Annotated in this window: 14 protein-coding genes; 9 read left to right on the top strand and 5 right to left on the bottom strand. The window is 63.8% G+C overall.

Annotated features, from left to right (window positions below; translation table 11 throughout):
* Positions 1–63: 63 nt before the first annotated feature.
* The 3 genes from PQR08_RS18850 to arsH are packed head-to-tail and all read left to right on the top strand — an operon-like array spanning position 64 to position 2219.
* Positions 64–384: an ArsR/SmtB family transcription factor gene (locus tag PQR08_RS18850; protein WP_250484976.1), complete on the top strand. Its 321-nt coding sequence runs from the start codon at positions 64–66 to the stop codon at positions 382–384.
* Positions 381–1442 carry an ACR3 family arsenite efflux transporter gene (gene arsB / locus PQR08_RS18855; RefSeq protein WP_250484977.1) on the top strand — a complete coding sequence of 354 codons (1062 nt, stop codon included), beginning with the start codon at positions 381–383 and terminating at the stop codon, positions 1440–1442. Before PQR08_RS18850 ends, arsB begins: the two co-directional genes overlap by 4 nt.
* 15 nt (positions 1443–1457) lie before the next feature.
* Complete coding sequence (arsH, locus tag PQR08_RS18860) at positions 1458–2219, top strand: arsenical resistance protein ArsH (protein WP_250484978.1); 762 nt, start codon at positions 1458–1460, stop codon at positions 2217–2219.
* A 38-nt stretch (positions 2220–2257) separates the two neighbouring features.
* Here the strand turns inward: arsH and PQR08_RS18865 are convergent, their stop codons facing one another.
* The 3 genes from PQR08_RS18865 to PQR08_RS18875 form a co-directional block, all read right to left on the bottom strand.
* Positions 2258–3553 carry a chloride channel protein gene (locus PQR08_RS18865; protein ID WP_408162097.1) on the bottom strand — a complete coding sequence of 432 codons (1296 nt, stop codon included), beginning with the start codon at positions 3551–3553 and terminating at the stop codon, positions 2258–2260.
* 131 nt (positions 3554–3684) lie between these two features.
* Positions 3685–4686: a sulfate ABC transporter substrate-binding protein gene (locus PQR08_RS18870; RefSeq protein ID WP_250485000.1), complete on the bottom strand. Its 1002-nt coding sequence runs from the start codon at positions 4684–4686 to the stop codon at positions 3685–3687.
* A gap of 92 nt (positions 4687–4778) precedes the next feature.
* Positions 4779–5393 carry an RBBP9/YdeN family alpha/beta hydrolase gene (locus PQR08_RS18875; RefSeq protein ID WP_250485001.1) on the bottom strand — a complete coding sequence of 205 codons (615 nt, stop codon included), beginning with the start codon at positions 5391–5393 and terminating at the stop codon, positions 4779–4781.
* Between the two features lie 156 nt (positions 5394–5549).
* On the opposite strand from PQR08_RS18875, the gene PQR08_RS18880 reads away from it, so the two are divergent.
* From PQR08_RS18880 to PQR08_RS18905, 6 genes are all read left to right on the top strand, one after another.
* Positions 5550–6356, top strand: coding sequence for a GntR family transcriptional regulator (locus tag PQR08_RS18880; RefSeq protein WP_250485002.1), 807 nt, complete (start codon positions 5550–5552; stop codon positions 6354–6356).
* A gap of 68 nt (positions 6357–6424) precedes the next feature.
* Positions 6425–8161, top strand: a complete 1737-nt coding sequence (locus tag PQR08_RS18885) for a fumarate reductase/succinate dehydrogenase flavoprotein subunit (protein ID WP_408162100.1) — start codon at positions 6425–6427, stop codon at positions 8159–8161.
* Positions 8162–8171: 10 nt separating this feature from the next.
* Positions 8172–8417: a 4Fe-4S dicluster domain-containing protein gene (locus PQR08_RS18890; RefSeq protein ID WP_035507254.1), complete on the top strand. Its 246-nt coding sequence runs from the start codon at positions 8172–8174 to the stop codon at positions 8415–8417.
* Between the two features lie 13 nt (positions 8418–8430).
* Positions 8431–9402, top strand: a complete 972-nt coding sequence (locus tag PQR08_RS18895; protein ID WP_250485004.1) for a HEAT repeat domain-containing protein — start codon at positions 8431–8433, stop codon at positions 9400–9402.
* Positions 9403–9526: 124 nt separating this feature from the next.
* Positions 9527–11422, top strand: coding sequence for an FAD-binding monooxygenase (locus PQR08_RS18900; RefSeq protein ID WP_250485005.1), 1896 nt, complete (start codon positions 9527–9529; stop codon positions 11420–11422).
* Between the two features lie 47 nt (positions 11423–11469).
* On the top strand, positions 11470–11883 hold the full coding sequence (locus PQR08_RS18905; RefSeq protein WP_250485006.1) for a MarR family winged helix-turn-helix transcriptional regulator: 414 nt from the start codon (positions 11470–11472) through the stop codon (positions 11881–11883).
* 9 nt (positions 11884–11892) lie between these two features.
* Here PQR08_RS18905 and hfq read toward each other — a convergent pair whose 3' ends face one another.
* Positions 11893–12201: an RNA chaperone Hfq gene (gene hfq / locus PQR08_RS18910; RefSeq protein ID WP_051627102.1), complete on the bottom strand. Its 309-nt coding sequence runs from the start codon at positions 12199–12201 to the stop codon at positions 11893–11895.
* A gap of 260 nt (positions 12202–12461) precedes the next feature.
* A complete protein-coding gene (locus PQR08_RS18915; protein WP_238213248.1) occupies positions 12462–13346 on the bottom strand; it encodes a LysR family transcriptional regulator in 885 nt (294 codons plus the stop codon).
* Between the last annotated feature and the right edge of the window lie 163 nt (positions 13347–13509).

Here is a 13509-nt window from a genome sequence, read left to right on the forward strand (position 1 = left end):
CGCAACCCAGGGTCATTTCGATATTTGTTGAAATGTCGAAATTCATCGGTTATGGTTGCGGTCATGGACTCGAACCTCGTCGTACGCGCGCTCGGCGCGCTCGCTCATGAATCGCGCCTTGCGATCTTCAGAACCCTGGTGGTCGCCGGACCCGATGGCATCGCCGCCGGCGAAATCGCGCAGCAAGTCGGGCTGGCACCGTCGAGCCTGTCGTTTCATCTCAAGGATCTCTCGCACGCCGGGCTCGTGAGCTCACGGCAAGACGGCCGCTTCGTGTTCTACTCGGCCGACTTCGAGGCCATGACCGGTCTCATCGGCTTTCTGACGGAAAACTGCTGCGCGGGCGCGCCGTGCGCGGCGAGCAGCCGGTCTGACTGCAAATGAGCACGACGAACGCGGCGCGCAACGAGGCTACGCCAGCCATCGGTTTCTTCGAGCGTTACCTGACGGTCTGGGTGATGCTGTGCATCGTGACCGGCATCGGTCTGGGGCAGGTCTTTGCCCCGCTCTTTCACGCGATCGGCCGCATGGAGATCGCGCACGTCAACCTGCCCGTGGGCGCGCTGATCTGGGTGATGATCATTCCGATGCTCATCCGGATAGATTTCTCCGCGCTCGCGCAGGTCGGTCGTCACTGGCGCGGCATCGGCGTGACCTTGTTCGTGAACTGGCTCGTCAAGCCGTTTTCGATGGCCCTGCTCGGCTGGATCTTCGTGCGCCACGCATTCGCTGGCTGGCTGCCTGCCGATCAGCTCGACAGCTATATCGCGGGTCTGATTCTGCTCGCGGCCGCGCCCTGCACGGCGATGGTCTTCGTGTGGTCGCAACTGTGCAAAGGCGATCCGTACTTCACGCTCTCGCAGGTCGCGCTCAACGACGCAATCATGATCGTCGCGTTCGCTCCGCTGGTGGCGCTGCTGCTCGGGCTATCGTCGATCTCGGTGCCGTGGGCGACGCTGCTCGTGTCGGTCGGGCTATACATCATCGTTCCCGTCATGCTCGCCCAATGGCTGCGCAGGCAACTGATGGCGCGCGGTGAAGCCTTTTTCAAATACACGCTCGCCCGTCTGGGTCCGTGGTCGACCGCCGCGCTGCTCGCGACGCTCGTGCTGCTGTTCGGCTTTCAGGGCGAAGCGATCGTGCGCGAGCCGCTCGTCATTGCGATGCTCGCGGTGCCGATCCTGATCCAGGTGTTCTTCAATTCGGGCCTTGCGTACTTGCTCAATCGCCGTCTGGGCGTCGCGCATTGCGTCGCCGGTCCGTCGAGCCTGATCGGGGCGAGCAATTTCTTCGAGCTTGCCGTCGCCACCGCGATCAGCCTGTTCGGCTTTCATTCGGGCGCGGCGCTCGCGACGGTCGTCGGCGTGCTCATCGAAGTGCCGGTCATGCTGCTGGTGGTCGGCGTCGTCAATCGCTCGCAACGCTGGTATCAATCCGCCTGACCGTTCACCACACACATGCTTCCGAATCTCCCCAACTTGAGCGCCGGGCACATCGACATTCCCGGCAGCGACAAGCTCCAGCCGCGTTCGCTTTGCGCGCATGCCCCGCGAATCCTGTTGTTATACGGCTCGTTGCGCCCGACTTCCTATAGCCGCTTTCTGACGCTGGAAGCCGAGCGGCTGCTGCAATTGTTCGGCGCCGAAACACGCGTGTTCGATCCACACGGCCTGCCCGTGGTCGACAGCGTGCCCGCCGAGCATCCGAAAGTGGCCGAACTGCGCGCGCTCTCGGAGTGGTCGGAGGGACAGGTCTGGTGCAGCCCCGAGCGTCACGGCACGCTCACGTCCGTGTTCAAGAACCAGATCGACTGGCTGCCGCTCGAATCCGCCGGTGTCCGTCCGACGCAGGGCCGCACGCTCGCGGTCATGCAGGTGTGCGGCGGATCGCAGTCCTTCAACGCCGTGAATGCGCTTCGCCTGCTCGGCCGCTGGATGCGCATGGTGACGATCCCCAACCAGTCGTCTGTCGCCAAAGCCTGGCAGGAGTTCGACGAGAACGGCCGGATGAAACCCTCGCCCTATTACGACCGGGTCGTCGATGTGATGGAAGAACTCGTCAAATTCACGCTGCTCGTGCGCGATCGGTCCGACTACCTCACGAGCCGCTACAGCGAGCGCAAGGAAGCGCGGCCGGAACAGGCGAGTGCGCTGGCCGCGGCCGCCATGAATCACGAAGCCAGCGCCGATGAGGACACCGACGAGAGCGAGGCGCAGTGATCGAATGACCGGTCGCGGTCATCGCGATGTTCACGCGCTCAGTCGGGAAGACGCTGCAGCGTTTGCTCGGGCGCGGTTGACGGCTCCGCGACGCGAGCCTGCGCGAGCACGCGATAGGTGAGCGTCGCGCCCGTCATCGCAAGCGCGGTTGGAATCAGGAAGTCGTGATTGAATCGCGTGAATTCGATCATCAACACGAGCGCGGTCAACGGCATCTGCATCGACGCGCCCAGAAACGCCGCCGCGCCGACGACCGCGAACGCACCCGGCGGCGTGCCCGGCCAGAAGCCGTTCCACACGCTGCCGAGCACGACGCCGAGCAATGCGCCGTTCGCGAGGCCCGGCGTGAGCAGGCCGCCTTGCGCGCCGGCGCGCAACGAAGTCACGACGATCGTCACTCTCAGCACCAGCAGCACGCTGGCGAGCGCGAAGTTCACGGAATCGTCGAACGAAAGACCTGCGGGGCCTTTGCCGTTGCCCGCGAGTTGCGGGAAATAGATGACGAGCACGCCGATCATCGCGAAGTTCAGGATCGACAAGAGCGGCAGCATGCGCCCGCGCGGCGCCTTCTTGCGCGCGGCGCTCGTGAGCTTCACGAAGAGCCGCGCGGCCGCGCCGAAGACAGGCCCCATCACGATGGCCCACACTATGAGTTGCGCGTTGAGCGTGAAGGCGGGCAGGCGATACTGCTGCGCGTCGCCGAGTCCGATCCACGCGACAATCGCGCCGATCGCCGAGGTGGCGAAGGCCGCCGCGATGATCGTCGCATCGAACGTGCACAGCAGCACTTCGAGCACGAAGACCGCGCCGCCGAGCGGCACGTTATAGACCGCGGCAAGCCCCGCGCCCGCGCCGCACGCGACCATGACGCGCGCTTGCGCCGGCGTGAGGCCCGCATAGTGCGCGAGCCATCCCGCCCACAATGAACCGATCTCGCGCGGCGCGACTTCGCGTCCGAGCGGCGAACCCATCGCCACGGTGACGATCTGCAGGAGCGTATGCGCGAGCGTGGTGCCGGGCGGCATGCGGGGATCGTCGGCATCGATGGCCCTGCGGATGCTGACGAGCGGCTTGCCGAAGCGATACACGCACCACCAGCCGGCGCCCGCGATCACGCCGCACAGCGCCAGCACGATGAAGCGGCGCTCCGGCGGCGCGGCCGAGATGCCGATGAGGAAGCTTTCGCCGCCGGTCAGCTCATCGAGGCTATAGCCGAACGCGACGTGCTGGATCGCGTGAAGCAGGAGCGCCAGCGACATGCCGCCGAGCCCCGCGCCCAGACCGACGAGCGCGGTGACGACGATGAGCTTCACGGCTGGTGTCGATGACGGCATCGCGCTCACCTTGACGGTAAAGGCATAGCGTAGCGCGGGGCAAACGCGCGCATCTTCGCGGGATGGATCGAATTATAGATACGCACGGAGGTGTTTCGCATCCCGCCGCTATAGTCAGACCGAAGCCCGCGTCAGTTCTTGTCCGCCACGACCTGATCGAACGTGCCGCCATCGGCGAAATGCGTCTGCTGCGCCTTTTGCCAGCTTCCGAACATCTGCTCGACCGTGAAGGTCTTGAGCGGCCTGAACTCGCCCGCATGCTTCGCGAGCACGTCCGCGTTGCGCGGCCGCAGATGATGCTGCGCGATGATCTCCTGCGCCGCGGGCGTGTACAGGAAGTCGAGGTACGCCTGGGCTTCCTTGCGCGTGCCGCGCTTGTCCACCACCTTGTCGACGATCGATACCGGCGGCTCCGCGAGCAGACTCACCGACGGATACACCGCCTCGAAATCCTTCGCGCCCGGACCCGCGCTCATCAGGCCGACTTCGTTCTCGAACGTGACGAGCACATCGCCGATGCCGCGCTGCGTGAACGTCGTCGTCGCGCCGCGACCGCCCGTATCGAGCACGGGCACGTTTTTGAAGATGGCTTTCTCGAAGTCCTGCACCTGCGCGTCGGATGCGCCCTGCTGCTTCTTGTAGCCCCACGCCGCGAGATACGCGTAGCGCCCGTTGCCCGATGTCTTCGGATTCGCGATCACCGCCTGCACGCCGGGCCGCGCCAGATCGCTCCAGTCCTTGATGTTCTTCGGATTGCCCTTGTGGACGAGAAAAACCATCGTCGTCGTATAGGGCGCGCTGGCATCGGGCAGACGGTTGCGCCAGTTGGCGGGCACGAGCTGGCCGCGCTCGGCGAGCAGGTCGATGTCGTTGGGCTGATTCATCGTCACGACATCGGCCTGCAGCCCCTGCGTCACCGACAACGCCTGCGCGCTCGATGCGCCATGCGACTGCCGCACCGATACCGTCTCGCCGGTCTTCTTCTTGTAGTCCGCGACGAAGGCCGCGTCGATGTCCTTGTAGAGCTCGCGCGTCACGTCGTAGGACACGTTGAGCAGCGTCGTGTCCGCCTGCGCGACGCTTGCCGCGATGCCGAGCGCAACGGTGATGACCAGCTTGTTATAGACCGCCATTTTTTCTCCAGAGACAGGGTTCGAACCACGCCAACGAACAAAGGCCGCCCGAAGGCGGCCATGCATCCTACACACATCCTCGCGCCGCGGTATCAGCCGTACGCGCGCGCTTCCTCTTCTTCGTATTCGGGCGATGCACGCCGCGCGAGCGTTTCGACGAAATGCTTCGCGAGCGGCCACGGCCCGAATCCCGCCGATGTATTGATATGCCCCGCATCGCCGAGATTCACGAACGCGCTGTTCCAGCGCTGCGCGAGCGCGCGCGCATCGTCGAGCGGCATCCACGGATCGGTCTCGCTGCCGACGACGAGCGACAGCGTGTCGAGTGCGCGCGCGGTGAACGCGCCCGCGAAACGGAACTTCGCCGGGCTCGCGGGCGCGACGAACAGCACGCCCTTCACATTTGCGGCATGCGCCTGAAACGCGCCCGCGTGCGACAGCGCATGCGCCGTCGCGAGACATCCGAAGCTATGCGCCGCGATGACGACAGGACCGTCGATGCACGCGAGCAGGTCGCGAACGGCGTCGCTCCAGATGGCGAGATTCGGCGTATTCCAGTCGCGCTGCTCGACGCGCCGCGCGCCGGGCGTCTCGCGCTCGAGCCAGCTCTGCCAGTGCGCATCCTCGCTGCCGTGCAATCCGGGCACGGTCACGAGCGTGACCGGCAAGCTCGACGTTCCTGCGTCCCGCGCGCTGCGCTCATTCATCTTCGGTCCTCGCTCGACTCGAACTAACCAGGCTCCATTCTCTGGCAGCGCGCGGATGCGGCTAACCAATATTTCGTCATTTGTTTATGGCGATGCAGCCGGAACCCGCCGCTATAATCGCAACTCGCAGCAGCCGCCTCCTGCCTTCCATCGCTCATGTCCACCCGTCGCCCTTCCATCTCGCCCGAATCGCACGTTCCGCTCTACACGCAGATCAAGGACGTGCTGCGCACCGGCATTCTCGATGGCCGCTATCCGCCGATGAGCCGCATGCCCTCGGAAAGCGAGCTGATGACGATGTTCGACGTGAGCCGCATCACGATCCGTCAGGCGCTCGGCGATCTGCAAAAGGAAGGGCTGATCTTCAAGGTGCACGGCAAAGGCTCGTTCGTGTCGCAGCCGAAGACGTTCCAGAACGTGACATCGTTGCAGGGATTCGCGGAGGCGATGTCGGAGAGCGGACACGAGATCATCAACCGCGTCGTGCAACTGCGTTTCGTGCCCGCGCCCGCGGAGGTCGCGGCGCAACTCGGTCTCGCCGAAGGCAGCGGCGTCGCGGAGATTCATCGCGTGCGTCTGCTCAATCGCTCGCCCGTTTCGTACGAAGTCACGTTTCTGCCCGAAGCCCTCGGCAAACGCCTGAAACGCACGGAACTCGCGACGCGCGATATCTTCCTGATGCTGGAAAACGACTGCGCCGTGCCGCTCGGTCACGCCGATCTCGCAATCGATGCAATAGCAGCCGCGCCGGATATCGCGGATGCGCTCGACGTGAAGAAAGGCGCGCCGCTCCTGCGTATCGAACGCCTCACGCACGATGCCGACGGCGAGCCCGTCGACTTCGAATACCTCTATTTCCGCGGCGATACGTTTCAATACCGGCTGCGCATCGATCGCGAACGGTCGGCCGCAGGCGCACCGCGCGTTATTCGAAACAGGCAGAAGCAAAGCAAAAACAATTGATTCCCACGCCGTTCACGTGCTTCTAGAATCTGGTCCTAACTTGTCATAACAAGTAACGATTCCAGATCATGCAAACCCACGAACTCGAATACGACATCGTCGTCGTTGGCGGCGGCACGGCCGGCCCGATGGCCGCCATCAAGGCGAAGCAGCGCGACCCGAGCCTGCGCGTGCTGCTCATCGACAAGGCGCACGTGAAGCGCAGCGGCGCGATCTCGATGGGCATGGACGGTCTGAACAACGCCATCATTCCCGGCCACGCGACGCCCGAGCAGTACACGAAGGAAATCACCGTCGCGAACGACGGCATCGTCAATCAGGCCACGATCTACGCCTATGCGCGCCACAGCTTCACGACGATCGAGGAACTCGACCGCTGGGGCGTGAAGTTCGAAAAGGATCACACCGGCGACTATGCCGTGCGCAAGGTGCATCACATGGGCGCTTACGTGCTGCCGATGCCCGAAGGCCACGATGTCAAGAAGGTGCTCTACCGCCAGTTGAAACGTGCGCGTGTGGAGATCACGAATCGTATCGTCGCGACGCGCCTGCTGAACGGCCCGAACGCCGAGATTGCGGGCGTGATGGGCTTCGATTGCCGCAGCGCCGATTTCTACGTGATTCGCGCGAAAGCCGTGATTCTCTGCTGCGGCGCGGCCGGACGACTGGGGCTGCCCGCATCGGGCTACCTGATGGGCACCTACGAGAACCCGACCAATGCCGGCGACGGCTACGCGATGGCGTATCACGCGGGCGCGGAACTCGCGAATCTCGAATGCTTCCAGATCAATCCGCTCATCAAGGATTACAACGGCCCGGCGTGCGCGTACGTGACCGGCCCGCTCGGCGGCTATACGGCGAATGGCAAGGGCGAGCGCTTCATCGAATGTGATTACTGGAGCGGGCAGATGATGTGGGAGTTTTATCAGGAACTCCAGAGCGGCAACGCCCCGGTGTTCCTGAAGCTCGATCATCTCGCGGAAGAAACGATTCAGACGATCGAGACGATCCTGCACACCAACGAGCGGCCGAGCCGTGGACGCTTTCACGCGCGACGCGGCAACGACTATCGCACGCGCATGATCGAGATGCATATCTCGGAGATCGGCCTTTGCAGCGGGCACAGCGCATCGGGCGTATGGGTCGACGAGCACGCGCGCACCTCCGTGCAAGGACTTTACGCCGCGGGCGACATGGCCGCCGTGCCGCACAACTACATGCTCGGCGCGTTCACCTACGGCTGGTTCGCGGGTGAAGACGCGGCCGCGCATGTCGCGGGCCGCGCATTGCCGGCGCTCGATGCATCGCAGATCGAGCGCGAACGCGATCGCATATTCGCGCCGCTGTCGCGCACGCATGGCCTGCCGCCATCGCAGGTCGAGTACAAGCTGCGCCGATTCGTCAACGACTATCTGCAGCCGCCGAAGGTCACGCGGCGCATGGAAATCGGCCTGCAACGTTTCGCCGAAATCCGCGAGGACGTGGAGCAGCTCGCCGCCGCCGATCCGCATGAACTGATGCGCGCCGCCGAAGTCGCCGCGATTCTCGATTGCGCCGAAATGGCCGCGCGCGCATCGCTCTTTCGCACCGAGAGCCGTTGGGGTCTTTATCACCATCGCGTCGATTATCCCGAGCGCAACGATGCCGAATGGTTCTGTCACGCGCATCTGAAGAAGGATGCAACGGGGCGCATGACGTCGTTCAAGAAACCCGTGGAGCCGTATGGGGTTCCCGTCGACGAGTCCGAGCGCGGCGCGTATTCGCGTCTGCGTGTGGCTCGCACGTCGCAGCCGGTCGCTGCATAGGAGAGAGAACATGGCCCTCGTGCCCCGCGAAGCGCGTATGCGCTCGAGCCTTCCCGTGATGATCGACGAAGACAAGTGCATCGCCGACAAGGGCTGCACGGTCTGCATCGACGTCTGTCCGATGGACCTGCTCGCGATCGATCCCGAAACGGGCAAGGCATTCATGAAGTTCGACGAATGCTGGTACTGCATGCCCTGCGAGCGCGATTGTCCGACCAATGCCGTGCATGTCGACATTCCGTATCTTCTTCGATGACGAGAGTTGCCTCATGACGGTTACCAACACCCTCTTCGATCGCCTCGCGCATGACGACGCCGCCGTGCGCCGTCTCGCCGTGATCGAAGCCGCCGATCTCGAAGACGAAACGTGGCTGCCCGCTCTCGCCCATGCCTTGCGTCACGATGCGAATGCCGAAGTGCGTCGCACGGCCGCGCAACGTCTCGGCGCATGGGATACGAACGAAGCCGTCGATGCGCTGTGCGCCGCGCTCACCGATAGCGACGCGGGCACGCGCGACGCCGCCGCCGAAAGCCTCACCGCGCTGAAGGATCCCGCTGTGGGCGAACGCCTGCTGCCGCATCTCGCCGATACCGATGCCGATGCGCTCACGCGCGCGGCGCTGCTGCGCGCGCTGCGCGAATTGCGCTTGCCGGAAGCGGCCGCGCCTGCATTGACGGCGTTATCGGATGCGTCGCCGCTCGTGAGGCGTGAAGCTGTCGGCGTCCTCGGATGGCTGCGTCATACGCATGCGCTGGAGCGATTGACCCAGCTCGCTCACAACGATACATCCGCCGATGTGCGGCACGCCGCCGTCGGCGCACTCGGATTCGCCACGGACGATAGCGTGCTCGCCACGCTGACGCATGCGCTGTCGGATGAAGCATGGCGCGTGCGGGAAGAAGCCGCCGCGACGCTCGGCAAGCTGCGTCTCGTTGCCGCCCGCGATGCGCTCGAACGCGCGCTCGCCGACGAATACTGGCAGGTCACGCTACAAGCCGCGCGCACGCTCGGACGTTTGCGCGACGTCGCGAGCACGCACGCGGTATCGGCGTTGCTGACTTTCCCGATCAGCAACGTGCGCAAGGAAGCCGCGCTCGCGCTCGGCGAACTCGGCGATGCGGATGCGCTTGCCGTCCTCGAAGCTGCGCTCGGTGATGGCGATCCGGAAGTGCGCAAGGCCGTGCGTATCGCGATTGCGCAGATCGGCGAGCGGATCGCCTCACATCGCGTCAGTGGCTGATCATCCACGGACGCCCGGCCCCGCATCAGGGTAAACATCCATCACAAAAGCATTTCCAAATAGTTGGTGTACGGAGTATATTTCTCATCACACACAGACGTGCTGAGGAATGGAGGAAGACACCATGCAATTTCATCTGAACGGTTTCCGCGTCGGCGATCCCACGATCGAACCGGCGGCCGAGGGCGCACCGCGCGTCGAGATGCCCGAGACAGTCGACGTGCTCATCGTCGGAAGCGGTCCCGCGGGACTCGTGCTGGCGGCGCAACTGTCGCAATTTCCGTCGATCAGAACGCGTATCGTCGAACGTCGCGGCGGTCCGTTGCTGATGGGACAGGCGGATGGCGTCGCGTGCCGCACCGTCGAGATGTTCAATGCATTCGGACTCAGCGATCGCCTTTTGCGCGAGGCCTATTGGGTCAACGAAACAGTCTTCTGGAGGCCCGACGCGCATGATCGCGATGCAATCAAGCGTACCGGTCGTGTTCAGGATACCGAAACAGGCATGTCCGAGTTTCCGCATGTGATCGTCAATCAGGCGCGCGTCCAGGACTATCTCCTCGATGTGATGCGTCGCTCGCCCGAGAGAATCGAGCCGGATTACGATCTCGAAGCCATCGACATTCAACGCGACGATGCCCACGAATTTCCGGTGCGCGTCACGTTGCGCCGCACCGATGCAGCGCGGCTCGGCGAGCAGGTGACGGTGCGTGCGCGTTATGTCGTCGGTTGCGATGGCGCCCGCAGCGCCGTGCGCACGGCCATCGGACAAACGCTGCGCGGCGATGCGGCCAACCATGCGTGGGGCGTGATGGATGCGCTCGCCGTCACCGACTTCCCGGACATCCGGCTGAAGGCGGCGATCCAGTCCGCGAGCAAGGGCAATCTGCTCATCATTCCGCGCGAAGGCGGCTATCTGGTTCGCTTCTATGTCGATCTCGGCGAGGTCACGCCGGAGAACCGTGACGGCATCAAGCAGATTTCCGTCGATCGCATCATCGAAACGGCGCGGCACATCCTGCATCCGTATTCGCTCGACGTGAAAGAAGTCGCGTGGTTCTCGGTCTACGAAGTGGGCCAGCGTCTGACCGACCGCTTCGACGATGCGCTCATCGCCGATGGAGCAACTCGCGATCCGCGCGTGTTCATTGCCGGCGACGCCTGCCACACGCATAGCGCGAAAGCCGGCCAGGGCATGAACGTATCGATGCAGGACGGCTTCAATCTCGGCTGGAAACTCGGCGCGGTCTTGCAGGGGCGCAGTGACGCGGACCTGTTGCGCACGTATTCGGATGAACGTCAGCCCATCGCGAAAGCATTGATCGATTTCGACAAGGAATGGTCCGCGATGATGGCCGCGCCGCCGAAGGATCCGAATCGGCCGGAAGCGGGCGGCGTCGATCCCGCTGAGCTTCAGGCGTATTTCGTACGTGCGGGCCGATACACGGCTGGCCTCGCGACGCATTACCGGCCCGGCGTGCTGACGGGCGAAACGACGCATCAGGCGCTCGCCGAAGGCTTCGTGATCGGGACGCGCTTTCACTCGTCGCCGGTGGTTCGTGTCGCCGATGCAAAGCCCGCTCATCTCGGACACGCGGCCCGCGCCGATGGTCGCTGGCGTCTGTACGCGTTCTCGGATGCGAAAGGCACCGCGCTCGATGCGCTCTGCCAACATCTCGCCACGTCGCCCGATTCCGTCTTGCGGCGCGTCACGCCAGAGCATGCCGACATCGACAGCGTGCTCGATTTCCGCGCGGTGCTGCAGCAGCCTCATCGCGATGTGCGTGTCGAAGAGCTGCCTGCGCTTCTGCTTCCGCGCAAGGGACGCTACGGTCTCATTGACTACGAGAAGGCATTTACGAACGACGCAGCGACTGATATCTTCGGCGAGCGCGCCGTCGATCGCGAACGGGGCGCACTCGTGGTGGTCCGTCCGGATCAATACGTCGCCCACGTTCTTCCGCTCGATGCCTACGAGGAACTGGCCGCGTTCTTCCGGCCGATATTCCGCACGCACTAACCCACTCCGACACTGCGAAATTGCCGATCAATAAAAACGAGCCCGAAGTGCGCCCGACATTCACGGGCAGCCTCGTGCGCCGCGCCCAGCAGCGCCACGTGGCGGTGTGGCTCAGCGAAGTCTCCGCCGAAATCACGAGCGTCCAGTACGCGGCGCTCGAAATCCTGCACAGGACGCCCGGCGTCAACCAGCGGCAACTCGGCGATGAACTCGACGTGGACCGTTCGACCATCGCCGATCTGGTCGCGCGGATGGTCCGCAACGGCCTCGTCGAGCGTTCCGACGATCCCGTCGACAAGCGCAGTTATGTGCTCTTTCTCACGGCGGCCGGCAAGAAGCAACTCGCCGCGTTGCGCCCGCGTGTCGAAGAGGTCGAGCGCATCCTCACGACGAGGTTGACCGCGCGGGAAAGCGCGGAGTTGCGGCGGCTGCTTTCAGCCTTACTGCCGCCGCACGAGTGACGCGGGCACTTACTGCGGTCCGCGAGTCCGATTCGGTCTGCCGCCAGCGCCGGGACGCGTTGAATTGTCACGCGGGCCGGATTTGTCGTGAAAATTCGGCCGGCCGGCCGGGCCGTGATCCTCGCAGATCGTCGAGATCGCGTGTTTGAAAAGCACCTGCGATCCACTGGTCGAGTTGAGGTAGACCATGTAGGTATCGAACGACTGAATATGGCCGGTCAGCTTGATTCCGTTGACCAGAAAGATCGCGACGCGTTTGCGCTCTTTCCTGAGTGCGTTCAGAAAATCGCCTTGAATGCCGGGAAGACTATTGGACATTGATGATCCATGTTGAACCGTACAAGGACCGTTGGCCGACGTATTTCTCCGTCAGCGGAGCCTGCGTCCCTGTCCAGTATGTATTTGCTCGATGAGCCATTATCGCCTTTCCGGCGCGGCCGTCACCGAAAAAGAAAAGTCCCGTGGTGCAACGATGTGTTCAACCACGCGAACCACCGACCGCCTGGAAATTTTATTCTCACAATCAGCCATTTTATACGCACTTTTCCCTTAAGCCGCGGCGCTCCGGCGCGGGTCGCTCAGTTTGCGGCGGTCAGTTCATCCGCTCTGGATAAAAACATTTTCAGCACCGGCGATGCATTCGAACGGCTGTAGCCGAGCGCCAGATCGACGGTCGGCGCTTCGCCTTCCAGCGGCCGGCTCACTACCGACCACGGCAGCAGATTGTTCGCGTACTCGGGCATCAGCGAAACCCCGCGCGTCGACGCGACGAGCGACATGGCCATCGCGAGATTGTCGACGCCATGCTCAGGCTTCGGATCGATGCCGTTTTCCCGCAAATATTGCGCGACGACGTCGTGCAGGACACGCGCCTTGTTCGACGCCATGACGAAGGTCTCGCCCCGCAAATCCGATGGCCCTATGGCGCTTTTCGCCGTCAGCCGGTGATCGCTCGGCATCAGCACGACGAGTTTCTCGCGATGGATCACGTGATATTCGAGGTCCAGCCCCGGCTCCCTGCGCACGAACGCAAGGTCGAGCTTGCCGCGCGCCACGGCGTCGGCGAGATCCGGCGAGTAGCCGCTCGATACCGTCACGTCGATGTTCGGCAACTCGTCGCGCAATACCTGCATCGCGCGAGGCAGCCACGTCATTTCCTGCCCGGTCAGAAAGCCGAGTGCGAACACCTGTTTGGCGGGGCTCGCTGCGCGGCGCGCCGCCTCGACGGCCGCGTCGACCTGCGCCAGCGCGAGCCGTGCATGGTCGAGAAACGCCTTGCCGGATGCCGTCAGCTCGACGCCGCGTGCACTGCGGCTGAATAGTTCCGCCCGCACTTCGTCCTCGAGATCGCGAATTTGCCGGCTGAGCGATGGCTGCGACGTGAACAGCCGCTGCTCGGCGGCGACCGTGAGGCTGCCCGTTTCCGCGACGGCAACGAAATAACGCAGATGGCGCAGCTCCATCGTCCCTCCTGTTCTGTCCAATTCGCGGGCCATGCTTTCGAGGCATACCCGCCAGCCTACAAAGTCTTTTTTCTTTGCGCAAGCGAGGGCTAGATTGCTCATCAGCAGTCGCATTCGGCGCTGTCGGTTTCAGCAAGGCGGTTCTTCAGCCATACGCCGAAGT

Source organism: Caballeronia jiangsuensis, from assembly GCF_046030135.1.
Taxonomy (GTDB): domain Bacteria; phylum Pseudomonadota; class Gammaproteobacteria; order Burkholderiales; family Burkholderiaceae; genus Caballeronia; species Caballeronia jiangsuensis.